We start from the raw sequence: 23,281 nt of genomic DNA, 5'->3' as shown, positions 1-23,281 counted from the left end.
TAAAGAAGATGACTTATTCGGTTGTCATAGTTGAAGATGAAGTCGAGGTTGCACAGCTGTTAGCGCAATATTTATTACTTCCTCATGGTATTGCAGGTCAACAAGGAGCGCGTCAAACATTACGCCAAGGGCAATATCAAGTGGTGGGTATTGCCGGTAATTTAGCGACAGCCAAAGCATTATTACAAGCAGTTGATGCAGATTTAATTCTGCTTGATATCCACCTTCCTGACGGTAATGGTCTTGAGCTGTTAAATGAGTTGCGACGTAATGAGCTTAAAAGTGAAGTGATGCTGTTAACTGCGGCAAAAGAAGTCGAAACATTGGAAAAAGCCATGCAACTTGGTGCATGCGATTTTTTAGTTAAACCACTTATGCTTAATCGTTTAGATCAAGCTTTAGCGCGCTTTGAAGCAAGACAGCAATGTTTGTCAGATGCAAATGAAGTCACACAATCTATGGTTGATACCCTTTTTGGTTCACAAGAGCAGCAAAAAACGCCTGTTAGATTACCTAAAGGTGTCGATCAGCTTACTTTGCAAAAAATTCTAAAAGCATTTGAAGCGAACCTAGGAACGGATTTTACTGCCCAGCAGATGGGTGATTTAGTTGGGGTAAGTCGCTCAACGGCTCGTCGATACCTTGAATATTTACTGGAAGCAGAAAAAGTCAGTGCTGATCAAAGCTATGGCAGTATTGGTAGACCTGAACGCTGTTATAAAATGCTTACTGGTTAGATAGCGGTGTTTTATTAGTGTGTTCGCGGATTTTATGTGATTTTTACAGCGTAAAATCATTTCAAGCTACTTTAAAAAGTACCACTTATCTTTAGCATAGAAAAATTTTATAAAATTGATTGCATTTTAAGCGACTTCGATGGTGATGTTCGCTTTAAGTAATGCTATACTCCCGCCGAATAATTTTTCGACTTTATTAAGAGTAAAATAATGGCAGATTTATCGAAGTACAGAAATATTGGTATTTTCGCCCACGTTGACGCGGGTAAAACTACCACCACTGAGCGTATCCTTAAGCTTACGGGTAAAATTCATAAGACTGGTGAGGTACACGACGGTGAGTCTACTACTGACTTCATGGAACAAGAAGCTGAGCGTGGTATTACAATCCAATCAGCAGCTGTAACTTGTGAGTGGAAAGGCCACCGCTTAAACGTTATCGATACTCCGGGACACGTTGACTTCACAGTAGAAGTATACCGTTCACTTAAAGTACTAGACGGTGGTATCGGTGTATTCTGTGGTTCTGGTGGTGTTGAGCCGCAGTCAGAAACTAACTGGCGTTATGCGAACGAATCAGAAGTTGCACGTGTTATCTTCGTAAACAAACTAGACCGTATGGGTGCTGACTTCTACCGCGTTGTAGGTCAAGTTGAGAAAGTACTTGGTGCTAACCCACTAGTGATGACTTTACCAATCGGTATCGAAGACCAATTCTGCGGCGTTGTAGACGTACTTGAGAAAAAAGCATACGTTTGGGATGACACTGGTCTTCCTGAAAACTATGAAGTACAAGACGTTCCTGCTGACATGGTAGACAAAGTTGATGAATACCATGAAATGCTTGTTGAGTCTGCTGTTGAGCAAGACGAAGACCTAATGATGGCGTACATGGAAGGTGAAGAGCCTTCTTTAGAAGACATCAAACGTTGTATTCGTAAAGGTACTCGTGACCTTGCGTTCTTCCCAACGTTCTGTGGTTCTGCATTCAAAAACAAAGGTATGCAATTAGTACTTGATGCTGTTGTAGATTACCTACCTTCGCCTACAGAAGTTGATCCACAGCCTCTAACTGATCCTGAAACAGGTGAGCCTACTGGTGAAGTTGCTACAGTTTCTGCTGATGAGCCACTTAAAGCGCTTGCGTTCAAAATCATGGACGACCGTTTCGGTGCACTTACGTTCATCCGTATCTACGCTGGTCGCATGAAAAAAGGTGACACAGTACTTAACTCAGCAACAGGTAAAACTGAGCGTATCGGCCGTATGGTTGAGATGCAAGCTGATGACCGCAACGAGATCTCTGAAGCACAAGCGGGTGATATCATCGCTGTTGTTGGTATGAAGAACGTTCAAACTGGTCACACTCTTTGTGATCCTAAGCACGAATGTACACTTGAAGCGATGATCTTCCCTGATCCAGTAATCTCAATCGCTGTTGCACCTAAAGATAAAGGTGGTAACGAGAAGATGGGTATTGCGATCGGTAAAATGGTTGCAGAAGATCCTTCATTCCAAGTTGAAACTGACGAAGATTCAGGCGAAACCATCCTTAAAGGTATGGGTGAGCTTCACTTAGATATCAAAGTAGATATCCTTAAGCGTACTTACGGTGTTGAGCTAGTTGTTGGTCAACCTCAGGTTGCTTACCGTGAAACTATTACGAAAGAAATCGAAGATAGCTACACGCATAAGAAACAATCTGGTGGTTCTGGTCAATTCGGTAAGATTGATTACCGCATCAAGCCAGGTGAGCCTAACTCAGGTTTCACATTCACATCTTCAGTTGTTGGTGGTAACGTTCCTAAGGAATTCTGGCCTGCAGTTGAGAAAGGCTTCAAGTCTATGATGGAAGAAGGTGTTCTAGCTGGCTTCCCAGTATTAGACGTTGAAGTTGAGCTTTTCGATGGTGCTTTCCACGCAGTTGACTCATCAGCAATCGCGTTCGAAATCGCTGCTAAAGGCGCGTTCCGTCAGTCTATCCCTAAAGCGGGTGCACAACTTCTTGAGCCAATCATGAAAGTTGACGTATTCACTCCGGAAGACAACGTGGGTGACGTAATCGGTGACCTTAACCGTCGTCGTGGTATGATCAAAGACCAAGAAGCAGGCGCAATGGGCGTTCGCATCAAGGGTGAAGTACCACTTTCAGAAATGTTCGGTTACATCGGTCACTTACGTACTATCACGTCTGGTCGTGGTCAGTTCTCTATGGAGTTCTCACACTACGCACCATGTCCACAGAACGTAGCTGAAACTGTAATCGCTGCAGAAAAAGAGAAAAAAGCTGCTAAATAATTAGCCTTTTGACCTTTATAAAAAAACCCGCACTCGTTGCGGGTTTTTTGTTTATTAGGTTGCTGATATAAATAACTTACTGGTTATTCTTTAACCATGTTGCTGCTTGCTTGGCAAAGTAAGTCAGAATACCGTCTGCACCCGCTCGTTTAAATGCAAGTAACGATTCCATGATGATTGCCTCTTCAGCAAGCCAGCCGTTGTCGATAGCCGCTTTATGCATCGCATATTCACCACTAACTTGATAAGCAAATGTCGGAACACCGAATTCATCTTTGACGCGGCGAACTACGTCTAAATATGGCATTCCTGGTTTTACCATAACCATGTCTGCACCTTCTTGAAGGTCTAGTGCAACTTCGCGAATTGCTTCGTCTGAGTTGGCAGGGTCCATTTGGTATGTTTTCTTATCTGCACCTTTTAAATTACCCGCAGAACCAACAGCGTCACGGAATGGACCATAGTAGCTTGAAGCGTATTTCGCAGAGTAAGCCATAATACGTGTGTGGATATGACCTTCAGCTTCGAGTGCTTCACGAATCGCACCAATACGACCATCCATCATGTCTGATGGAGCAACTACATCAGCACCTGCTTCGGCGTGAGATAAGGCTTGTTTTACTAAAATCTCAGTCGTGACGTCATTAATGACATAGCCATTTTCATCAATAATCCCGTCTTGTCCATGCACTGTGAAAGGGTCAAGCGCAGCATCGGTGATAACGCCGAGCTCTGGGAATGCTTCTTTTAATGCGCGTACAGTTCGTTGCGCAAGTGCATCAGGGTTGTAAGCTTCTTCAGCGAGCAGAGATTTTTTATCGCTTGGAGTCACAGGGAAAATAGCAACTGCGGGAATACCTAAATCCACTAGTTCTTTGGCTTCTTCTAGTAATAGGTCAATTGAGAGGCGATCAACACCAGGCATCGATTCAACCGCTTCACGACGGTTTTTACCCTCTAATACAAATACAGGGAAAATAAGGTCATTGACGGTAAGTTGGTTTTCAGCCATTAGGCGACGAGAGAAATCATCACGGCGCATACGGCGCATGCGTGTATAAGGAAAGAGGTCGAGTCCTGATTGGGCCATTCTTTAATGCTCCTAGTCTGGTAGAGGATAACTAACTACACGATTTCGGCCTGATTGCTTGGCATGATAAAGGGCTTTGTCGGCATAGTCAGTGAATAAATTTGGGTTATTTATATCTTCAGCAATTGCGCTGTAAACGCCTGCACTTAATGTAAATTTAATCGTTGTTCCGGCGACTATTATATCAGTGTTCTGAGCCGCTTTGCGTATTTGCTCAGCAATTTCTAATGCGCCTCGGTGAGGGGTGTTGGGCAACAGCACAACAAATTCTTCCCCACCATATCTTGCTACATCATCAAGAGGACGTTTTAGGTGGTTTTTTATAATATTTGCAGCAGCCTGAATTGTTTGATCCCCTGTTAAATGTCCATAGTTGTCATTAATCGCTTTAAAGTGATCAATATCGAACATAATAATACTTAGGGGGGTTTGTTCGCGTCTCGAGCGGCGTATATCCATCAATAGCTTTTTATCAAAGTAACGACGGTTTTTTGTTTTTGTTAATGCATCTTCCATATTGAGCTGCTCAAGGGCTCGGTTTTTCTCTTCAAGCTCTCTTAACGTAACTTGTAACTCAAATGTACGTTCTTCGATGTTGCTTTCTAAGTCTTGCCTCGCTTGCTCTTGTATCGCTAAACGCTCACGCATGAGGGTGTCTTGGGCTTTACTTTCGGCAAGGGCATTTTGTTGAGCACTTACTTCAGCGTCTCGCTGCATTAAAAACATTTTTATCACGGCGTAACTCAAACTAAGGCTACATATTAAGAAGCACACAAAGGTGAGTGATAACACGCCAATGTTTAAATCAAAGGGATTAAATACACCTAAGGCACTGTAAATAATGGCACAGAAAAAAGCGCTGATTGCAATCAAGTAAGCGATAGAAGGCTGCGTGTACTGATAATTATAGTGTTTAACTGATATGGCAGCAATTAAGCTAAGAAAAATGGGTAAACTTAATAAACATAGCGACAGAGCGATATGAACGGGTACAAACCACGTGAACAGGGTGAGTAGCATTATTGCATACCCTAACCCATGTATAAGCCGACGCTTAGCTGGACCAAAAATAGCCTGTTGCAGTGGTGCAAATAAAGCGCTACTTATAAACAGCAAGCTAGGAATAGCGAGTTGCTGGAATGAGATGCCATCAGGCTGTAAGTAGCGATAACCATAGCCGTATAAGTAAGCGAGTGTGAGCCAAAGCAAAGTGAGTAATATGCCTGTATAAGCAAAATAATGTCGCCTAGAAAACCCATATAAAACAAAGCTTGTTATGGCGAGCGACAAGATAAAACCAACCAGCAAACCATACAGTAAGTTAAACTTCGTTTTATGTTTTAGATACTCGTTTGGTGACCATAAACTTAAAGGGATACGCAGTCCTGCATCATTCTTTACTTGTAAATAGACCGTAGTATGACTTGCTTTAGGGAGTGTGAGCGATACTAGCAAAGACTCACTCTTTATTTGCCGATTAGCAAGCGGTAATGCATCGCCTATCTTTGTCACAAAAATAGTTTTAGTGCCTTGAGTATGCAGTACATTAACTTCATCTAAGAGGGGGTTATCAATAGATAAAATAACGGGTATATCTGTAAGGGAAGTATTATTTATTGCGAGTTTTACCCAGACAGGAGTTAAGTTCATACCTAAATTAAGGGATGTTCCATCACTGTCTAGCCACTCTATTTGATTGTTATTAAGAATCTGTTGTTCAGTGCTAGGCGCAAGGGTGTACTCAACATTTAAAAGCTGCTGAGACTTGAAATCAATGCCAACATTAATAGGATTAGCCACTAAATAGGGACTGAATAAAACAACAAAGAGTACGCTACACAGTGACCATAGGCGTGTCATTTTAGCCCCTAATGGAAAATAATTGCTGAAAGTTGAGTGTAGTTTGTTTTGCCACCTCAGTAAATTCGCAGCCTTTTAAATCAGCAATTTGCTGACAGATATAGGTTAAATAACTAGGTTCATTACGACGCGATTTTGGTTTCGGTTTTATTGTTCTTGGAAGTAAAAAAGGTGCGTCTGTTTCAATCAACAAGCGCTCTAAAGGTATGCTAGGTATTAATGATTGTAATTGCTCTCCTCTGCGCTCATCACACACCCAGCCAGTAACGCCAATATAAAGACCTTTCTCTAAGTAACGTTGTAGTGCAAACTCATCACCAGTAAAGCAGTGAAGCACTCCTTTTACACTATACTCACTAAGTATTGCGAGCATATCCTTGCTTGCATCGCGCTCGTGTAAATAGACTGGCATATTAAGTGTTTCAGCAAGAGCGAGTTGTCTTCTGAATACAGTACGTTGTACATCGCGAGGTGAAAAATCACGGTTATAATCGAGTCCACACTCACCAATAGCAACGACTTCTGGGTGACTTGCTAGTAAGGTTAGCTGCTGTTCTAAAGCTGTATCAGCCGTTTTTGCATCATGGGGATGAATACCTGAGGTGCACAGCAGGGAGTGGCGTTTTGCAAGTTCTAATGATGCTTGGCTGCTCTGTAAATCACAGCCAATCAATAGCATCTGTTTTACTCCGGCTTGAGCTGCACGTTGTAACACTTCATCATGATGCTCATCAAATTGATGATTGCTTAAGTTGACGCCAGCATCAACAAGCTCAATAGTCATTAGTTAGTACGTTTTACGCGAATAGAGCGATTTTGGCCTTTGATTTTCAATAAGAAAGAGTTGAAAACACCACGTTCAATTATCACTGTGTCATTTGCTTTTAAGCGCATACGATCAGAGCCTACTTGACGCCATTGCTGACCGTTATCAAGCTCAATAATGAGTTCACCATAAGCAGCCTGTTCAACACTTTTAACAACCGCGCTGATTTCGTCATCGTTCTCTTTTGTGACTTCTTTGTGCTCTAAACCAAAGTTGTCATTTTTCGCTTGGATAGGTTGTTGAGTAGGTGCTGCCGCTACAACCGCTTTAGTATCCGTAGCAGAAGAGCTGGTTGCGGCAGGTTTTTCTAGCTGTTTTTTGGCTGCAGGCTTTGTTAGTGATTTACCTGCCATGATGTTGTCGTAGCAAAGTAAACGATTAAAATCATTTTCAACGAAAGTGCAGGCTTGAAGTGCTTGGATATTTACTTCGTTAGCGTGCGCAGTGCCAGTAATCGTGAAAAGTGCAACGATGGGAATGAGTTGTTTTTTCATTTTATTCCTCTGATTCCTGTTGAGGCTTAGCAGTGTAAAATGCAGCCAAAATTAAGCCTAGTTCGAATAATAGCAGCATAGGTAATGCTAGTAATGTTTGTGACAGTACGTCTGGCGGTGTTAAGAACATGGCAATCACGAATACACCAACCACAATATAAGGCCGTTTTTCTTTTAAACTTTTTGTTGTTGTTGCGCCACTCCAACATAACAGCATAATAGCCACCGGTATTTCAAACGCAATGCCGAATGCAAAAAACAGTTTTAAAGCAAAGCCTAAATAGCTACTAATATCAGGCGCTAATGTCATCATATCAGGGCCCGTGCTAGTAAAAAATCCTAAAATAATAGGCAACACCACAAAGTAACAAAATGCGATTCCACTATAAAATAGCAAAATGCTAGAGGCTAGAATAGGCATGAGCATACGCTTTTCATGTTGATATAAGCCCGGTGCTATAAAACTCCAAACTTGATGCAATATCATTGGGATAGCAGCAAATAACGCAACAAATAAAGTGAGTTTAAACGGTGCAAAAAACGGTGATGTTACATCCGTTGCGATCATGGTGGCTGTGCTAGGCAAATTTGCGATTAATGGTGCTGCAATAAAATCATAAATATCGTTGGCAAAATACACCAAGCCGATAAATATTAGCAAAATGCTTAACAACGCTTTCATGAGTCGATTTCGTAACTCAATTAAGTGGCCAACAAAGCCTGTATGAGCTTGCTCGGTCATAGTTTATTATTCATCTTCATTATCATTGACCACAAAAGCAGAAATTAAATTCACTTTTTTTCATCATTATTCTTCGTTTCTAGTTGTTCGGATGTACGTTTCTTGTAACTGTGAGTTACTGATTGGGCTGCTTTTTGAAGCTCGTCCACAGAGCTTTTCAATTCAGGAGAAAGCTCCTGTAGGTTTTGTTGCTCTGCTTTTTTCAAGTCTTCATGAAGTTCATGGATACGAAGCTCTTCATTCACCTCAGCTTTGACTGAGTTAGCCACTGACTTTAGTGTTTTTATCCAGCGGTTTACCGTACGAATCGCCACAGGCAAGCGCTCAGGCCCTAAAACAATTAGACCTACTATCATTACAACAACGAGTTCCCACATCCCCATGCTGATTAAACCTTATGGTCGTCTTTGCTTTTCTCTGTGGTTTCTTTGTTTTGCGTAGTATTCGACGTTTGCTCTATTTTTTCGTTTTTTGAATTTACTTGTTCATCATCAGATACTGCTTTTTTGAAGCCTTTAACAGCACTGCCTAAATCACCGCCGATGCCACGTAATTTTTTTGTGCCAAATAATAAAACGATGATTGCTAAAATGATGACTAATTGCCAAATACTGATACCACCAAAACCCATGGGTTACTCCAATTATTGTCAAATTTAATGAATTTACTTGTTTAGATTATACTCGCCAAAACATAAATAGCACTTAGTTTATGCGCTTCGCCATGCAGCAATAAAACCAATAACTGCAAGTGCTGTTGTGATACCAGCAGCAATTAGGTCATCCTGCAAATAACACAGGCCTGATACAATAAAGCAACTCCCCGCAAAAATACTTAAAAGTAAAGGTTTTGACGATGGCTGTGGCGGCAATTGTACAGGTTGTTGATGACGCTTTAAGTTTTGATAGATTAAATCCGGTAACTCGGGCATTTTTTCAGCCCAAAATGGTAGGTTTGCGTACATTTTTTTCATGACAGCCAGCGGGCCCACTTGTTCTTTGACCCAGTCTTCTAAAAATGGTTTAGCGGTTTTCCACAAATCGAGTTGAGGATAAAGTTGCCTACCAAGCCCTTCAACATACAACAGGGTTTTTTGTAGTAACACTAATTGTGGTTGAACCTGCATATTAAAGCGACGAGCTGTGTTGAACAAATTGACCAACACATGGCCAAATGAAATTTCAGCCAATGGTTTATTAAAAATAGGCTCACAGACAGTACGAATTGCAAATTCAAACTCTTCAATACAGGTATCGGCGGGCACCCAGCCTGAATCAACATGCAGCTGTGCAACTTGGCGGTAATCGCGGTTAAAAAAGGCGATAAAGTTTTCTGCAAGATAGCGTTTATCTTCGCGGTTTAAAGTACCCACGATGCCACAGTCAATGCCAATATATTGTGGGTTGTGCGGGTTTTCTCGCGAGACAAAAATATTACCTGGGTGCATATCTGCATGGAAAAAACTGTCACGGAACACTTGTGTAAAAAATACTTCAACGCCTCGCTCAGCGAGTAATTTCATGTTGGTATTTTGTGCAAGTAGTGCCTCTGTATCAGATACAGGAATACCATATATGCGTTCCATAACCAGCACATTACTGCGACTATAGTCACTGTAAACAAAAGGGATATAGAGTGAGTCAGATTCTTCGAAATTACGGCGCAGCTGAATCGCATTTGCACCTTCACGCATTAAATCAAGTTCATCAAGCAGTGTTTTTTTGTATTCGTTTACGACTTCGATAGGACGTAAGCGTTTTGCTTCTTTGAGTAGCTTGGCAACCAGCCTTGCCACTTTTTGCATGAGCATTAAGTCGGCATCAATTTGCTCTTTGATGTTAGGACGGATCACTTTGATCACCACATCTTGTGGCGCACCTTGCTCATCAATTAAGGTGGCAGTATGTACTTGTGCAATGGAAGCGGATGCCAGTGGTGTTTGCGAGAAATCGCTAAATAATTCACTAATATCGTTAATGCCAAGTGCTTTTTCAATCAGCTGTTGAGCAAGCTCACCTTCAAATGGTTCGACTTGATCTTGTAATAACGCTAATTCTAGAGCGACGTCGTGAGGGAGTAAGTCACGACGGGTTGAAAGCATTTGTCCAAATTTAATCCATACAGGGCCAAGTTTTTGTAAGGCTAAACGCAAACGCATCCCTGCAGGTTTATCTTTATGTTGGTTACGCAACCAAAATAAACTGCCGCGGGCTAGTTTGGCAAACCAAGGTACTTTTTTTTGTGGGATGAGCTCATCAAGGCCGTAGCAAAGTAATGTTTTGGTGATGAAGTATAGACGTGTAGTAGACACACAATATCCTTAGCAAACTAGCATGATTTCAATAGCGCATTGACTCGCATCTCCAGTTGAGATACTTGGCTTTTTAATTGACGGTTTTGTTGTTTAAATTCTGCTAATTCAAGCGGGTGGATTGTAACTGCTAGCTCATCTTGGCATAACGTTGTGAGTGTTTTTTCAAGTTTGCCTTTCATTTGCGCGCCACGTGTTTTGAGCGTTTGTAATGAAAGCCATAGTTGTTGAGCCGGCGCGTCGCCAATATAACGTGAGAAATGCTCTGGCCAATCAATATCAAGCTCTGCAAACGCATTACTGAATCCTTGCGCTATATTTAAATCGCCCTGTAAATCTAATTTATCTTGGCGAATTAGCTGAGTCAGCATTGCGGGATTTTTGAGTGTTAAAAGCGTATTTATATCAGCACTGATAATACAATCAAAACTCAGCTCTTCAGTGCTGTATAAATGGATTTGCTCGTTGCTGTAAACGCACAAAATGCGCTGTTGCCAGTCGCGGATCTCTATGAGTAATTGCTTATCGGCAATAGCAGCTAATCTATCCTTTAAAGAGTTATCTAGCTGCAAGACATGATTAACAACTCGTTCTACCAGTGATAATAGAGCATTTGCTAACATAATTTATGCCTTTTAGTACTTAAAGCCGCGGTGCAGGGCGACAATGCCACCGGTTAGGTTTTGGTAACTCGTTTGCTCAAAGCCTGCGTCTTCCATCATATCTTTGAGTGTTTCTTGATCTGGATGCATGCGAATAGATTCTGCAAGATATTGATATGACTCACTATCATTAGCAACGAGTTGACCCATTTTAGGGAGGATGTTAAACGAGTAGAAGTCGTAAGCTTTGCTGAGAATTTCTTGTTCAGGCTTTGAAAACTCAAGCACTAATAAACGGCCACTAGGCTTAAGAATTCTATACATTGAACGTAGTGCTTTATCTTTATCGGTCACATTACGAAGGCCGAATGCGATAGTGATTAAATCAAAGCTATTGTCAGGGAATGGCAGTGCTTCGGCATTCATTTGCACATATTCAATATTGCCAACGTGGCCTAGGTTTCTTAGCTTTTCACGGCCAACTTTAAGCATTGAAGAGTTAATATCACCAAGAACGACTTGTCCTGTGTCACCAACAAGCTGGCTAAATTTAGCTGTTAAATCACCCGTGCCACCGGCTAGGTCTAATACACGATGACCCTTGCGAACACCTGAACTTGCTATAGTTTGACGTTTCCATAAACGATGAATACCAAACGACATGAGATCATTCATTACATCATATTTTGCTGCAACTGAGTGGAATACATCTGCAACCATCGATGCTTTATCGTTTTCAGCAACGGTTTTATAGCCAAAATGCGTGGTCTTTTCTTGATTCTCGTTCATGATTAATCTCTATCGTGGCAATAAAGTCTAGTGTACTTGATTGTGGCTGTAGGGTGCAATTTGATTATAACTAAATCACCAGATTAGCGATTATTTTTATCATTAAGCGCAGGGTTACTGGCCTGCGATGAAACTGCTTTGACCCAGAGATTTAGCTTTCGCCGCTGCATGAGATGCTTTGCGGGCAAGATTGGTAAAGTCACCCTCGTTTTCATATTTGGCAATACCAAGGGCTAAGTGGATTGGAGGTAATTTAGTACCATTCTTTGAACTAACAAAACGAAGCTTCTCAACGCCATTACGGACTTTTTCAGCAATGACATTGGCCGTTTCAGGCTCTATGTCGGCAAGTAAGATAGTAAATTCATCTTTGCCTGTACGGCCAGGTAAACCACTTTCAAGTACATATTTTTGTACTTGCTTGGCGACTTTATTCAAAATAACCTCGCCAATGACATCACCATAATTATCAATAAAATGGTCAAGGTTTTCGATATGAATCGCAATTGCACATATCGCTTTGTTTTGGCCGAGCCATAACTGTGTCTGTTGGTTTAAATAATGACGCTTGTATAAACCTGTTTGCTGATCAGTTATGTGTTGCTTACGTAATTGCGTGAGTTGTTTTTGTGTTTTCTCTTGTAACGACTTGGCTTTGGCTATTTCTTGTTTAAATTGACGATGCTGAGCAAGTAGTTGCTCAGATTGCTTGCTCAGCATTTTTAACGCGTGGCGTGTTTGTTCTTTGTTGTTCTCATCAATTGCATGAACACAATCATTTATATGCTCGGCAAAACGAACAATGTGTTGTTCATTATTATTTGCGCCGCGAGATAAGGAATTAATAACAGAGTCAACGTTGCGAACAATGGCCGTTTTCATTTTGTGGCCTTGCTCAATGAAATCAAAATAAAGCTGTTCTATATAAACTGAATCGATAGAGACTTTTTGGGCTATTGCACGGTCGAGAGTGGCATTGAGTTTAGGATTTACTTGGCTGACGTAAGTGTAAACTACTTGGTAATTTAGCGGCGACGGCGGTAATGCGTGATGTTCTAAAAAGATACACACCTTCGTCATTTTTTCTTGGGCAATTACCATGGAATCATGGAACATCATTTTCAATACCACTAAATACGCATAACAACCATAAAATCATCTCCTCCGTAAGGTTTCTTTTGCTTCCAAGCAATAATCCGCAAATTATATTGATAATTTGTGTTCAATTAATTTGGGTATACCAGTTTACAGTAATCTGTAATGAGTCTATTTAAAAGCAAAATCGCTAACTTTGGAACATAAATTTGTTTCGTTTGGGTTCATTAGTTGATTTTATCGGCAACTTTAACAAGTGTAACTGAAAGCTGTATAAACACTGTGCATTGTTGATTCTGCAATGGTGTTTATTTGACCGTACTTTAGGTGAGCTTGGTCGCATTTGTTTGGGTTTTTTTACATGCTACGTTACTTTATCGATAAAGATTAAAATGAATAAGAAGCCCATGAGACAAACCCTATCTAGAACATTAAATCATTCACTGATTGCTGTTGCACTCGCCTGTACCTTAAGCGCATGTCAAATAACAAAAGTGGATGCTGATCAGCAGTTTACTCAAGTTGCGCAACACATTGTTGATTATCGAGCGAGTATTAATCCATATGGTAAGGCCGAAGGTGTTGATGGTTATTTATTAGAGAACCTTTCAGCCTCATTTCTTGAGAAAAAATATCAAAAAAATACTGAATTTCTTGCTGAGCTAGATGCAATTGACCGCGATAAGCTGTCGGAAGAAAATCGCATAAATTTAACGATTTTACGTGGGCAAGTACAAAATAGTGTCGATGAATATGTCTTTAATACGCATTATATGCCACTGACATCTGAGTATGGTTTTCACTCAAGCTTGTCGTTTATGATTTCAAGCTCAGACTACACAAAAGCAAGTGATTACGAGCTATATCTAGCAAAATTACAGCAATTACCACGCTTTTTTGAACAAAACATTGGTTGGATGCGTAAAGGCCTTGAAGTAGGGTTAACACAGCCCAAGGCGGTTTTAGAAGGGTATCAAGATTCAATTACTGCTTATATTGTTGATGATGCCACTCAGTCTGAGTTCTACAAACCATTTTTAAAAAATACTGCTGGTGTGAGTCATAGCAAATTCGTGAACTTACAACAGCAAGCAAAAAAAATTATCAAACAGCAAGTTATTCCTGCTTATAAAGATTATCTCACCTTCTTTAATGATGAATACCAACCCGGTGCACGCACTGATATTGGTATTTCTAGTACGCCAAACGGTAAAGCATTTTACGAAAACCGTGCAAAGTACTACACCACGACTGATATGACGCCAAAAGAAATTCATGAGTTGGGCCTTAAGGAAGTGGCGCGTATTCGTGCTGAAATGGATGAAATAATCAAAGAGGTAGGCTTTGAAGGTAGTTTTGCTGAATTTGTACATTTCTTGCGTACCGATCCGCAGTTTTATGCAAAAACACCAAAAGAATTATTGAAAGAAGCATCTTATATTGCGAAAAAAATGGATGCACAATTGCCTAAGTTATTCCATACCTTACCAAGAATGCCTTATGGCGTTGCGCCAGTGCCTGAAAGTATTGCTCCTAAGTATACGACCGGACGATACTCGGGTTCGCGTCGTGATGATCAAGCCGGCTACTACTGGGTCAATACGTATGCACTGGATAAGCGTCCACTCTATGTACTCGAAGCGTTAACACTTCATGAAGCTGTGCCTGGTCATCATTTACAAATATCACTCAATGCTGAGCTTGAGTCATTACCAAGTTATCGTCGCAATGCATATTTATCGGCATTTGGTGAAGGTTGGGGGCTTTATTCAGAATTTTTAGGCATAGAAGCTGGCTTTTACCAAGACCCTTACAGTGACTTTGGTCGCCTAACTTACGAAATGTGGCGAGCTGCGCGTTTAGTGGTTGATACTGGCATGCACATGTATGGTTGGAGTCGTGAGCGGGCTATGAAGTTTATGAGTGAAAATACTGCACTGTCATTACATAACGTTAAAACGGAAACCGATCGTTATATTTCTTGGCCAGCGCAGGCGCTCTCTTACAAAATTGGTGAGCTAACAATTAAGCGCTTGCGTCATGAAGCGGAACAAGCACTAGGACAAGATTTTGATGTGCGAGAGTTCCATCATCAAATTTTGCGTCATGGCTCGGTTCCTATGTCTGTACTTGAAGAGCAAATTCAGCTTTATATTAACGCTGAACTTGCAAAAAAAGCGTAACAGACAGAGAGTTTAAAAAAGGCGTGTTTAAAACACGCCTTTTTGTTTATTGCGTGTATTTTAAACTACTTATATGATTTGCAGGAAATCGTCACTACAAAGGGGCCTTGAATGAGTGATTTTATAATTTTCAGTATTGATGTATTTGCCAGCTTATTTATCTTTTTACTTGGAGTTGGATTGCTGGTGATAATCTGTTTTTACATCAGTGATGTAACCCAGTCTAAACATGCTATTCGTCGCAATTATCCTGTGATAGGACGGTTTCGTTATTTTTTTGAGCGCCAAGGCGAGTTTTTTCGTCAGTACTTTTTTGCAATGGACAGGGAAGAGCTTCCTTTTAACCGTGCAGAGCGTAGCTGGGTGTACCGAGCAGCCAAAAATGTGGATCGCACGACCGCATTTGGATCAACACAAAGTTTAGAAACAACAGGCACTGTAATGTTTATGAACTGTGCATTTCCAACGTTGGATGAAGAAGCGCTTGAACCTAGTCATGTCACTTTAGGCCCATATTGTGAGCAGCCCTATTCGACTAATTCGTTATTTAACATTTCGGGCATGAGCTTTGGTGCATTGTCTAAACCTGCTGTGAGAGCATTATCGCGAGGCGCTAAACTGGCTGGTTGTTGGATGAATACGGGGGAGGGGGGATTAAGCCCATATCACCTTGAAGGAGGGGCTGACATTGTATTTCAGATTGGCACAGCTAAATACGGTGTGCGAGATGAACAAGGCAAGCTTAGTCTCGAAAAGCTAAAGTCCATCGCTGAACACGAACAAGTTAAGATGTTTGAAATAAAGATGAGTCAGGGCGCTAAACCAGGTAAAGGTGGCATGTTGCCAGGTCGTAAAGTTACAGCTGAAATTGCCAAAATTCGAGGGATCCCAGAGGGACATGACTCTATTAGCCCTAATGGTCATCCCGAAATTAAAACACCCGCTCATTTGCTCGATATGATCGCAACCGTGCGCTCTACAACAGGTAAACCTACCGGTTTTAAGGCTGTGATTGGTGAATATGCGTGGCTGGAAACTTTATTTAGTGAAATTAATAATCGCGGGATTGAGTCTGCACCCGACTTCATAACAATCGATAGCGCGGATGGTGGTACAGGTGCGGCACCACAACCTTTAATGGATTCTGTTGGTTTGCCGCTTAAGGAAAGCCTGCCTTTAGTGGTTGATTTACTGAAAAAACATGGCCTGAGAGAGCGTGTTAAAGTGATTGCTTCTGGAAAGTTAATTGTGCCTTCAAAGGTTGCATGGGCACTTGCACTGGGTGCTGATTTTATTGTTTCGGCGCGCGGACATATGTTTTCATTGGGCTGTATTCAAGCACTGCAATGTAATAAAGATACTTGCCCTACTGGCATAACAACGCACAATGAACGCTTACAACGAGGTTTAGATGTAACGGATAAAGCACAGCGCGTCGCTAACTATAATAAATATATTCACTACGGTGCAGGGCTCATTGCTCATTCCTGTGGCGTATCAAGTGCCAGAGAACTTGCTCGTCATCATGTGCGTGTGGTGCAAGAGAATGGCTTATCAGAGCCGCTCGATAAAATGTACGAACATTATCAGTAAAGAACAAAGGCGCTCTATGCGCCTTTATTTAATTTAATAAGCTGACAAGTAATGAGTAAAACTCATCTTTAGAGGTGCAACTTGTTGCATTGAGCATGAGTTGTTCACCCAGTACTAACGTTTGTTGTTGTACAGCCAGTCGAGCTTGCTCATCTTCTATACCATCAATATCAGCAACATGTGCGAGGCCAATCGTACGGCGAATAAGCTCAGCACCACAATAACCAATCGCGTCACGCAATACATCGTGTAAATAATCTTCGGTAAATGCGTTACTTGCAAAGCTAACATCCGTTGTTTCGCTACTTGCAAGACGTAGCCAATGTTGTTCAAATTGGTTATAGCAATCTTGTAAGCAGGTTAATAAATGTGTTTGATATTGACGGCGCTTTGCAAGCTCAGTAATACGACCATTTTGAGCACAATAGTTTAGTAACAGATTGCCCATAAAAGAACCAATATCGAAGCCAATAGGGCCAAAAAAGCCAAATTCGGGGTCTATCATTTTGGTGCTGTTTGCATCCACAAAAATGCTGCCACTGTGCATGTCACCGTGTAATAAAGTTTGTGGGCTCGATAGGAACTTAGCTTTTAACTTGGCTGCTGCAAGTTTTAGAGCCTGATTATTACGAATACTCTCTACATGACTTTTAAGTTCGATGGGAAAGTTATTTCGCTCATGCTCGATATAGGGATCTGTAAAAAACAAATCTTCAGTAATTTTGCACAAGTCAGGGTTAATAAATTGACTGACTTTGGCCTTTTTATCTTCTGCAGATAAATAAAAATCAGAGTTATAAAAGCTTGTATAGCTTAGATAAAGTGCGACATGACTTGCCAGCTTTGGAAATTGCTCTGCATTGTTTTGTGCACTACGCAATATTTGTAGATGCCCCAAGTCTTCAAGAACCGTTAATGCTAAATCAGCATTGTGATGCAAAATCGCGACGGTATGCTCGGGGCATAATTGACCATGATTGATAAGTACTTCGGCTTCAATACGTGCTCTATCTAATGATAATGGCCACGACTCACCAACACAGCGGGCGTAGGGTAAAGCCTGTTTGAGAATTACGCTGTTACCATCTTGATCTGCGATACGAAAAACAAGGTTTAAATTACCATCACCAAACTCATACGCGTTGAGCTCTGCATTATCAGCGAAAACAGTAATCAACTCTTTTTTGATGATCTCTTTAATATAATCAATAGCATGCTCTGCAGTGAAGGCTATGTAGTTCGCCATGGTTTCATCTCATTGAAAAGTAACTTTAAGCATTCTATACCTTCATGCGTTTAGATGTCCATACATCTAGCTTGTTAGTTGTGAAAACTGCTGTAGAATAGCAATCTGCTAATTAAGTAACTTGGACTTACTATGAAAGACCTCATCGCAAATAGCATCAAATACCAAAGTGGTACTTTAACAGTGCTTGACCAGTATTTACTGCCTCATCAACAACATTGGCATGTATGTCACGATGTTGCAGCAATGAAAGATCTGATTTTAACGTTGAAAATACGTGGAGCACCTTTGATTGGTCTAGGAGCCAGCTTGCTTGTAGCTCATTTGGCTGAGCAAGGCATGAGTAAAGAAGCGCTTGCAGATGCGATTGATGAGTTAGAGTCTACCAGACCAACGGCTGTGAATCTGATGCATTGCATGACCAAGCTGCGAGAGGCTTTAGCAAAAAGTGACTTTGTTGAAGAGATGGTTAAAACAGCAGAGCAGTTATTTAATGAGGATATAGCGCTTTGCGATAGCATGGCTGAACATGGTGCAAACCTTGTATTAAAAGGCGATAACATTCTTACCCATTGTAATACAGGTGCATTAGCTACTGCGGGCATTGGTACTGCACTAGGTGTGATATATAAAGCACAACAACGCCACGGTGATATTCACGTATGGGTTGATGAAACAAGACCTTTATTACAAGGTGGCCGACTTACCGCGTTCGAGCTTGAATGTTGGCAAATACCGTACACATTAATTTGCGATAATATGGCTGCAAGTCTAATGGCAGCGGGTAAAGTCGATAAAATCTTTGTTGGGGCAGACCGTATTGCCGCTAATGGGGATTTTGCCAATAAAGTAGGCACCTACAATCTTGCTGTTTTAGCTCACTTTCATAATATCCCATTTTATGTTGTTGCGCCTCTCACTACGTTAGATACAAAAACAGCCTGCGGTGATGATATTGAAATCGAACAGCGCAGCCCCATTGAGGTACGTGGTGTGAGTGGCAGCTTTGGCGAAGCCTTGTGGGCTCCTAATAACGCACAGGTTTATAATCCCGCTTTTGACGTCACGCCGGCTAAGCTAGTAACAGGGTGGGTACTTGATACGGGCGTTTATAATCAAGCAGACATTGCCCGTGGGGCATTAAGGGAGTTAAAATAGCGCTTACTTATAAGCGCTTACTTATAAGCGCTTTACTGGTTTTGAAGGGGGCTTTTCACCACATAAACCCACGCATTTGCTCCACACTGAAACTGCTGTGCAATCCGTTGATAATCATCAACCTCATACTCATCAGCTTGGGCAAGCTCTTGCTTTGTAATTGCGTAAATTGTGCCATTAACTGTGTCGTTTTGATTCCCAGTGTAAAATAGGGCAGGATGAAAACGCTGCCCACTACTTTTTAAAACAGCCGCATCAGTAATTTCAATTTCGCCAATGACATAACCTAATAAGGTAGCTGACTGACCTTCGAGTAAGCGCCCAAAAGTGTCTAGCTGAACTTGCGGGTATTGCAACGTCCCATATGAAAACAACTTTTCCATGTTAATCCAGTAACGGGAAACGTTTAGCGATGGCTGATTCTGTACTTTTAGCAACCCATCCTTCGGTATTATTAAATAAGCGAATTGCTGTAAATTCAGGATTACTGCCCATATCAAACCAATGGGGGGTAAGCTCTGGCACAGAAATCAAGTCACCTTGCTCGCAAAGCACTTGATAGACCTTATCGTTTAAATGTAAGCAAAATAACCCTTGGCCTTTTACAAAAAAGCGCACTTCATCTTCGCTGTGAGTATGTTCAAATAAAAACTTGCTACGTAATTCCGGTGCATTCGGGTTACCTTTAGCCAGTGAAATAACATCGACAGTTTGATAGCCCCCTTCGCTCTTAAGCTGTTCTATATCGTTATCATAGGCAGCTAAAATTGCGTCATGACTGGTGCTTTCATCAATATGCTGAGTTGCTTTCCATTGCTCGAAACGTACCCCTACTGCTTTAAGTTCTTTTGCTATGGCGCTTAAGTCTTCACTATAAAACAATACATCGTCAGCGTTGTTATCATTAAAAATCGTTAATTGACTCATGCTAAAAGCTCCGCGCTAAATGTCGTAAAATCATTAATATATGGGTGCGCGTCACTCACTTGTTGGCCATCACGAACAAGGTGCAAGGTACGAAGACCCGCAGCTTTTGCAGCATTAAGCTCTGCTTCCACATCGCTTAAGAACAACACCTCTGCGGCGTCAAATGGCAACTCTGCAATAATATTCTCGTAAGAGTGCTGCTGTTGCTTAGCGCCAACTTTAGTGTCAAAGTAGTTGCTGAACAAAGGTCTAATATCGCCGTAATCAGAAAACTCAAAAATAAGGTGCTGCGCTTTTACTGAGCCAGAAGAGTACACATACAGGTTTTTTCCTGCTTGTTTTTGAGCTTGCAAGAAATCATAAGCATCAGGGTAAATATGACCTGTAAAATCGCCATTTTCATAACCTGTTTGCCAAATTAAACCCTGTAATTGTTTTAATGGTGTGACTTTTTGGTCTGTTGCAATCCAATGTAGCAAGGTATTTATTACTGTTCCTAAGTCAGCTTCTGGCTGCTCAATGTGCGCTTTGACTGCGCTTATCTGCTCTACAACGTCAGGGTCGTTCTTATGTGTTTTAATAAACTCAGGGAGTTGCCCTGCAGCATAAGGAAATAACACATCTTTGACAAATGAGATGCGTGTAATCGTTCCTTCAATATCGGTTAAAATTGCTTTGATCATAATTGCACTCCAGCTTGAATGCCCTCTAGTTTTAGACGTTCGAGCTCACAACTGAATAAAAACTCTAGCCCTTCTAAGTGGCGTAAAACTTCTTTAATGTCTCTGCCTACAACGTATAAACCATGACCACGAATAAGCACCGCATGTTCAATTGGTGTGTGCAAGTGATGATCGCTGACTAATAAGCTAAGACGGTCAATATCTTGGTCATTATCAAAAATAGGAATACTAAGTGTATCTAGATGTGATTTTACCCCACTCAAGGCTTTTTGCATTTCGTAGCCATGTAAATGAATGGCATGACCTTTGATTACGCGAGATAATACCGTTGCAGCTACTGAGTGGGTGTGAAGAACAAACTTTGCTGAAGGGATCAGCTTATACATGTTCAAGTGAAGCTCTGTTTCTGCGGATGGTTTACCTGAGCCCTTAGTGCGGTTTCCGTTATGATCAAACTCAATAAATGCATGGGTACCAAGTTGGCCTTTATCAAAACCACTGGCGGTGACCACATAACCACTTTCTGTACGAGCTGAGAAGTTACCACCAGTAGCAGGAACCCAACCACGTTGGCTTACCCACTTACCAGCTTCAATTAGTTCTGAAATAGCGGTATTGTTATGCATACATTCCTCGACATTCTAAAAGTTTTTTAGACGGCTATACATCTGTTTTAAGCAATGATAGCATCGCTTCGGGCGCAAAACCATCTTTAAGGAATCTCTGTGTTTGAAAGTAAATTACCAAACTTAGGCATCAGTATTTTTAGTCAAATGACAGCTTTGGCAAATCAGCATCAAGCTATTAATTTATCTCAGGGTTTTCCTGAATTCGATGCGCCTGAATTGCTAAAAAAACAGCTCAACCATTATGTGTTAGAAGGCTTTAATCAATACGCACCTTCTAGTGGCATTGTGCGCCTGCAACAGCAAATTGCGGCACTGATAGCTAGAAAATACCATAACAACATAGATTATGAGCAACAAGTAACTGTAACATCAGGCGCAACCGAAGCATTATTTGTTGCCATTCAAACGCTTGTAAAAGAGGGTGATGAAGTAGTGGTGTTTGATCCCGCTTATGACTCATACCAACCAGCGATTGAGCTGGCTGGTGGGCGATCGGTTCATGTGGCATTACAGGCTCCTGATTATCGTATTGATTGGCAAGTCGTTGCGAATACTATTAGTGAAAAAACCCGTGCTATTATTATCAATACACCACACAACCCGAGTAGCAAAACGCTTAAAGCTGAAGACTTTTCAGCACTTAAGGATCTTGTTAAAAAACATGATTTATATGTCATCAGTGATGAAGTTTATGAGCATATTATTTTCGATAAAGAAGCTCATTTAAGTGTACTCACTGACGCAGAATTGTTTGCTCGCAGCTTTGTCATTTCAAGCTTTGGTAAAACCTTCCACAGTACGGGGTGGAAAATGGGTTACTGTGTGGCACCGAGTGAGTTAATGGAGGAGTTTCGTAAAATTCATCAATACGTGACATTTTCTAGTTTTACTCCTGCACAGCATGCACTCGCTGATATGTTAGAGTTAAAACCTGAGCATGTTGAGCAGTTAAATGAATTTTATCAGCAAAAGCGTGACTTACTAAGTGAAGCATTAAAAGAAAGCCGTTTCACTATTTTGCCAAGTGAAGGAACCTATTTTTTATTGCTTGATTACAGTGACGTGTCTGATTTAGATGATGTTGAGTTTTGTCATTGGTTAGTTGAGCAAGCAGGTGTGGCGGCAATTCCATTGAGTGTGTTTTACAGCACTCAGAGTCACGATAAAGTGATACGGTTATGTTTTGCCAAAAATGATGACACGTTAAAACGTGCCGCGGAGGTTTTATGTCAACTTTAACCTTAGCCTTAATACAGTCATCACTGCATTGGCTTGATAAAAGCGCTAACCTTGCACACTTTACTGAGCAGCTTAATAGCTTCAATGAACAAGTTGATTTAATCGTATTACCAGAAACCTTTGCCACTGGTTTTGCGATTAATCTTGATTGTAGTGAGCCAGAGCAAGGTGAAGTGCTAAATTGGTTACAAGCCACAGCAAAGCAAAAGAATGCCGTGATTGCTGGCTCTGTGCTGGTTGCGCAAGGAGACAAAAAGGCAAACCGCTTTTATTGGGTTTGGCCAAATGGTGAAGTGAGATTTTACGATAAACGCCATTTATTCTGCTTAGGTAACGAAGGCGATTATGTTATTGCAGGTAAACAGCGTGAGGTGTTCACCATCAATGATTTTCGTATTCTCCCACAAGTGTGTTATGACTTACGCTTTCCCGTGTTTCAGCGTAATAGTGATGATTATGATGTAATGATTAATATCGCAAACTGGCCAGCAGCCAGACGTCATGTATGGGACACATTATTAAAAGCACGAGCGATGGAAAATCTTTGTTATGTTGCAGGTGTCAATCGCATCGGTGAAGATGGCAATGATGTTGCCCACAGTGGTGGCACAGCAATTTATGATTTTAAAGGGGATACGCTTGCTAAGCTAGATGATAATCAGTCGGGTATTATTATTCAGCATATAGAAAAATCGCCGCTGGAGGATTTTCGTCGTACTTTTCCTGCCCACTTAGATGCTGATCAATTTCAGTTACTCTAAGCCGAACCCTTAAAAATT

At 41.2% G+C, this 23,281-nt stretch carries 23 protein-coding genes; 7 read left to right on the top strand and 16 right to left on the bottom strand.

Annotated features, from left to right (window positions below):
* Positions 1-8 precede the first annotated feature (8 nt).
* On the top strand, positions 9-737 hold the full coding sequence (locus tag L0Z67_RS16340; RefSeq protein ID WP_237114589.1) for a response regulator: 729 nt from the start codon (positions 9-11) through the stop codon (positions 735-737).
* Positions 738-947: 210 nt separating this feature from the next.
* Positions 948-3,035, top strand: coding sequence for an elongation factor G (gene fusA, locus L0Z67_RS16335; protein WP_062567513.1), 2,088 nt, complete (start codon positions 948-950; stop codon positions 3,033-3,035).
* A gap of 76 nt (positions 3,036-3,111) precedes the next feature.
* Here fusA and hemB read toward each other — a convergent pair whose 3' ends face one another.
* The 11 genes from hemB to L0Z67_RS16280 form a co-directional block, all read right to left on the bottom strand.
* Positions 3,112-4,125, bottom strand: coding sequence for a porphobilinogen synthase (hemB, locus tag L0Z67_RS16330; protein ID WP_062567514.1), 1,014 nt, complete (start codon positions 4,123-4,125; stop codon positions 3,112-3,114).
* A gap of 12 nt (positions 4,126-4,137) precedes the next feature.
* Entirely contained in the window at positions 4,138-5,985 is a 1,848-nt protein-coding gene (locus L0Z67_RS16325; protein WP_237128197.1) for a diguanylate cyclase, read from the bottom strand.
* A 1-nt stretch (position 5,986) separates the two neighbouring features.
* The gene (locus tag L0Z67_RS16320) at positions 5,987-6,769 is read right to left on the bottom strand and encodes a TatD family hydrolase (RefSeq protein ID WP_062567516.1); all 783 of its coding nucleotides are present in this window, start codon (positions 6,767-6,769) and stop codon (positions 5,987-5,989) included.
* On the bottom strand, positions 6,769-7,305 hold the full coding sequence (locus L0Z67_RS16315; protein WP_062567517.1) for a hypothetical protein: 537 nt from the start codon (positions 7,303-7,305) through the stop codon (positions 6,769-6,771). Before L0Z67_RS16315 ends, L0Z67_RS16320 begins: the two co-directional genes overlap by 1 nt.
* Before the next feature lies 1 nt (position 7,306).
* On the bottom strand, positions 7,307-8,047 hold the full coding sequence (gene tatC / locus L0Z67_RS16310; RefSeq protein WP_062567518.1) for a twin-arginine translocase subunit TatC: 741 nt from the start codon (positions 8,045-8,047) through the stop codon (positions 7,307-7,309).
* 50 nt (positions 8,048-8,097) lie between these two features.
* Positions 8,098-8,430, bottom strand: a complete 333-nt coding sequence (tatB, locus tag L0Z67_RS16305; RefSeq protein ID WP_062567519.1) for a Sec-independent protein translocase protein TatB — start codon at positions 8,428-8,430, stop codon at positions 8,098-8,100.
* 5 nt (positions 8,431-8,435) lie between these two features.
* A complete protein-coding gene (gene tatA / locus L0Z67_RS16300; protein WP_405128261.1) occupies positions 8,436-8,678 on the bottom strand; it encodes a twin-arginine translocase TatA/TatE family subunit in 243 nt (80 codons plus the stop codon).
* Between the two features lie 78 nt (positions 8,679-8,756).
* Positions 8,757-10,358 (bottom strand): ubiquinone biosynthesis regulatory protein kinase UbiB, encoded by a 1,602-nt coding sequence (gene ubiB / locus L0Z67_RS16295; RefSeq protein ID WP_062567521.1) that lies wholly within the window; start codon positions 10,356-10,358, stop codon positions 8,757-8,759.
* Between the two features lie 17 nt (positions 10,359-10,375).
* Positions 10,376-10,981, bottom strand: coding sequence for an SCP2 domain-containing protein (locus L0Z67_RS16290; RefSeq protein WP_405128260.1), 606 nt, complete (start codon positions 10,979-10,981; stop codon positions 10,376-10,378).
* Positions 10,982-10,993: 12 nt separating this feature from the next.
* The gene (ubiE, locus tag L0Z67_RS16285; protein ID WP_405128259.1) at positions 10,994-11,749 is read right to left on the bottom strand and encodes a bifunctional demethylmenaquinone methyltransferase/2-methoxy-6-polyprenyl-1,4-benzoquinol methylase UbiE; all 756 of its coding nucleotides are present in this window, start codon (positions 11,747-11,749) and stop codon (positions 10,994-10,996) included.
* 114 nt (positions 11,750-11,863) lie between these two features.
* The gene (locus tag L0Z67_RS16280; RefSeq protein WP_062567552.1) at positions 11,864-12,850 is read right to left on the bottom strand and encodes a GGDEF domain-containing protein; all 987 of its coding nucleotides are present in this window, start codon (positions 12,848-12,850) and stop codon (positions 11,864-11,866) included.
* A 401-nt stretch (positions 12,851-13,251) separates the two neighbouring features.
* Between L0Z67_RS16280 and L0Z67_RS16275 the strand changes: the two genes are divergently transcribed.
* Both L0Z67_RS16275 and L0Z67_RS16270 read left to right on the top strand, forming a co-directional pair.
* On the top strand, positions 13,252-15,027 hold the full coding sequence (locus L0Z67_RS16275; RefSeq protein ID WP_405128739.1) for a DUF885 domain-containing protein: 1,776 nt from the start codon (positions 13,252-13,254) through the stop codon (positions 15,025-15,027).
* Positions 15,028-15,138: 111 nt separating this feature from the next.
* Positions 15,139-16,620, top strand: coding sequence for an FMN-binding glutamate synthase family protein (locus tag L0Z67_RS16270; protein WP_062567525.1), 1,482 nt, complete (start codon positions 15,139-15,141; stop codon positions 16,618-16,620).
* A gap of 28 nt (positions 16,621-16,648) precedes the next feature.
* Here the strand turns inward: L0Z67_RS16270 and mtnK are convergent, their stop codons facing one another.
* The gene (mtnK, locus tag L0Z67_RS16265) at positions 16,649-17,866 is read right to left on the bottom strand and encodes an S-methyl-5-thioribose kinase (RefSeq protein WP_405128258.1); all 1,218 of its coding nucleotides are present in this window, start codon (positions 17,864-17,866) and stop codon (positions 16,649-16,651) included.
* 132 nt (positions 17,867-17,998) lie between these two features.
* Between mtnK and mtnA the strand changes: the two genes are divergently transcribed.
* Entirely contained in the window at positions 17,999-19,024 is a 1,026-nt protein-coding gene (mtnA, locus tag L0Z67_RS16260; protein ID WP_193987987.1) for an S-methyl-5-thioribose-1-phosphate isomerase, read from the top strand.
* A gap of 32 nt (positions 19,025-19,056) precedes the next feature.
* Here mtnA and L0Z67_RS16255 read toward each other — a convergent pair whose 3' ends face one another.
* The 4 genes from L0Z67_RS16255 to L0Z67_RS16240 are packed head-to-tail and all read right to left on the bottom strand — an operon-like array spanning position 19,057 to position 21,260.
* Positions 19,057-19,407: a gamma-glutamylcyclotransferase family protein gene (locus L0Z67_RS16255; protein ID WP_193987986.1), complete on the bottom strand. Its 351-nt coding sequence runs from the start codon at positions 19,405-19,407 to the stop codon at positions 19,057-19,059.
* A gap of 1 nt (position 19,408) precedes the next feature.
* Positions 19,409-19,951 carry a 1,2-dihydroxy-3-keto-5-methylthiopentene dioxygenase gene (locus L0Z67_RS16250; protein WP_405128257.1) on the bottom strand — a complete coding sequence of 181 codons (543 nt, stop codon included), beginning with the start codon at positions 19,949-19,951 and terminating at the stop codon, positions 19,409-19,411.
* Positions 19,948-20,634 (bottom strand): acireductone synthase, encoded by a 687-nt coding sequence (gene mtnC, locus L0Z67_RS16245; protein ID WP_405128256.1) that lies wholly within the window; start codon positions 20,632-20,634, stop codon positions 19,948-19,950. The genes L0Z67_RS16250 and mtnC overlap by 4 nt, the downstream gene beginning before the upstream one ends.
* On the bottom strand, positions 20,631-21,260 hold the full coding sequence (locus tag L0Z67_RS16240; protein WP_062567531.1) for a methylthioribulose 1-phosphate dehydratase: 630 nt from the start codon (positions 21,258-21,260) through the stop codon (positions 20,631-20,633). Before L0Z67_RS16240 ends, mtnC begins: the two co-directional genes overlap by 4 nt.
* A gap of 99 nt (positions 21,261-21,359) precedes the next feature.
* Here L0Z67_RS16240 and L0Z67_RS16235 point away from each other — a divergent pair, with 99 nt between their 5' ends.
* Both L0Z67_RS16235 and L0Z67_RS16230 read left to right on the top strand, forming a co-directional pair.
* On the top strand, positions 21,360-22,502 hold the full coding sequence (locus L0Z67_RS16235; protein ID WP_193987985.1) for a methionine aminotransferase: 1,143 nt from the start codon (positions 21,360-21,362) through the stop codon (positions 22,500-22,502).
* Positions 22,490-23,263 carry an amidohydrolase gene (locus tag L0Z67_RS16230; RefSeq protein ID WP_193987984.1) on the top strand — a complete coding sequence of 258 codons (774 nt, stop codon included), beginning with the start codon at positions 22,490-22,492 and terminating at the stop codon, positions 23,261-23,263. The genes L0Z67_RS16235 and L0Z67_RS16230 overlap by 13 nt, the downstream gene beginning before the upstream one ends.
* Positions 23,264-23,281: the final 18 nt, after the last annotated feature.

Source organism: Pseudoalteromonas sp. PB2-1 (genome assembly GCF_045040605.1).
GTDB classification, from domain to species: domain Bacteria; phylum Pseudomonadota; class Gammaproteobacteria; order Enterobacterales; family Alteromonadaceae; genus Pseudoalteromonas; species Pseudoalteromonas arabiensis.
The sequence above is the reverse complement of the archived record's forward strand: the minus strand, read 5'-3'. Positions and strand labels throughout refer to the sequence as shown.

Excerpts from the sequence above, each read along its gene's own strand:
- ubiE (WP_405128259.1), bottom strand. The coding sequence starts at position 11,749 with ATGAACGAGAATCAAGAAAAGACCACGCATTTTGGCTATAAAACCGTT.
- tatB (WP_062567519.1), bottom strand. The coding sequence starts at position 8,430 with ATGGGGATGTGGGAACTCGTTGTTGTAATGATAGTAGGTCTAATTGTT.
- L0Z67_RS16340 (WP_237114589.1), top strand. The coding sequence starts at position 9 with ATGACTTATTCGGTTGTCATAGTTGAAGATGAAGTCGAGGTTGCACAG.
- L0Z67_RS16290 (WP_405128260.1), bottom strand. The coding sequence starts at position 10,981 with ATGTTAGCAAATGCTCTATTATCACTGGTAGAACGAGTTGTTAATCAT.
- hemB (WP_062567514.1), bottom strand. The coding sequence starts at position 4,125 with ATGGCCCAATCAGGACTCGACCTCTTTCCTTATACACGCATGCGCCGT.
- L0Z67_RS16255 (WP_193987986.1), bottom strand. The coding sequence starts at position 19,407 with ATGGAAAAGTTGTTTTCATATGGGACGTTGCAATACCCGCAAGTTCAG.
- L0Z67_RS16275 (WP_405128739.1), top strand. The coding sequence starts at position 13,252 with ATGAGACAAACCCTATCTAGAACATTAAATCATTCACTGATTGCTGTT.
- L0Z67_RS16315 (WP_062567517.1), bottom strand. The coding sequence starts at position 7,305 with ATGAAAAAACAACTCATTCCCATCGTTGCACTTTTCACGATTACTGGC.
- L0Z67_RS16320 (WP_062567516.1), bottom strand. The coding sequence starts at position 6,769 with ATGACTATTGAGCTTGTTGATGCTGGCGTCAACTTAAGCAATCATCAA.
- L0Z67_RS16250 (WP_405128257.1), bottom strand. The coding sequence starts at position 19,951 with ATGAGTCAATTAACGATTTTTAATGATAACAACGCTGACGATGTATTG.
- tatA (WP_405128261.1), bottom strand. The coding sequence starts at position 8,678 with ATGGGTTTTGGTGGTATCAGTATTTGGCAATTAGTCATCATTTTAGCA.
- L0Z67_RS16280 (WP_062567552.1), bottom strand. The coding sequence starts at position 12,850 with ATGGTAATTGCCCAAGAAAAAATGACGAAGGTGTGTATCTTTTTAGAA.
- fusA (WP_062567513.1), top strand. The coding sequence starts at position 948 with ATGGCAGATTTATCGAAGTACAGAAATATTGGTATTTTCGCCCACGTT.
- L0Z67_RS16240 (WP_062567531.1), bottom strand. The coding sequence starts at position 21,260 with ATGCATAACAATACCGCTATTTCAGAACTAATTGAAGCTGGTAAGTGG.
- mtnA (WP_193987987.1), top strand. The coding sequence starts at position 17,999 with ATGAAAGACCTCATCGCAAATAGCATCAAATACCAAAGTGGTACTTTA.
- mtnK (WP_405128258.1), bottom strand. The coding sequence starts at position 17,866 with ATGGCGAACTACATAGCCTTCACTGCAGAGCATGCTATTGATTATATT.
- L0Z67_RS16230 (WP_193987984.1), top strand. The coding sequence starts at position 22,490 with ATGTCAACTTTAACCTTAGCCTTAATACAGTCATCACTGCATTGGCTT.
- L0Z67_RS16270 (WP_062567525.1), top strand. The coding sequence starts at position 15,139 with ATGAGTGATTTTATAATTTTCAGTATTGATGTATTTGCCAGCTTATTT.
- tatC (WP_062567518.1), bottom strand. The coding sequence starts at position 8,047 with ATGACCGAGCAAGCTCATACAGGCTTTGTTGGCCACTTAATTGAGTTA.
- mtnC (WP_405128256.1), bottom strand. The coding sequence starts at position 20,634 with ATGATCAAAGCAATTTTAACCGATATTGAAGGAACGATTACACGCATC.
- L0Z67_RS16325 (WP_237128197.1), bottom strand. The coding sequence starts at position 5,985 with ATGACACGCCTATGGTCACTGTGTAGCGTACTCTTTGTTGTTTTATTC.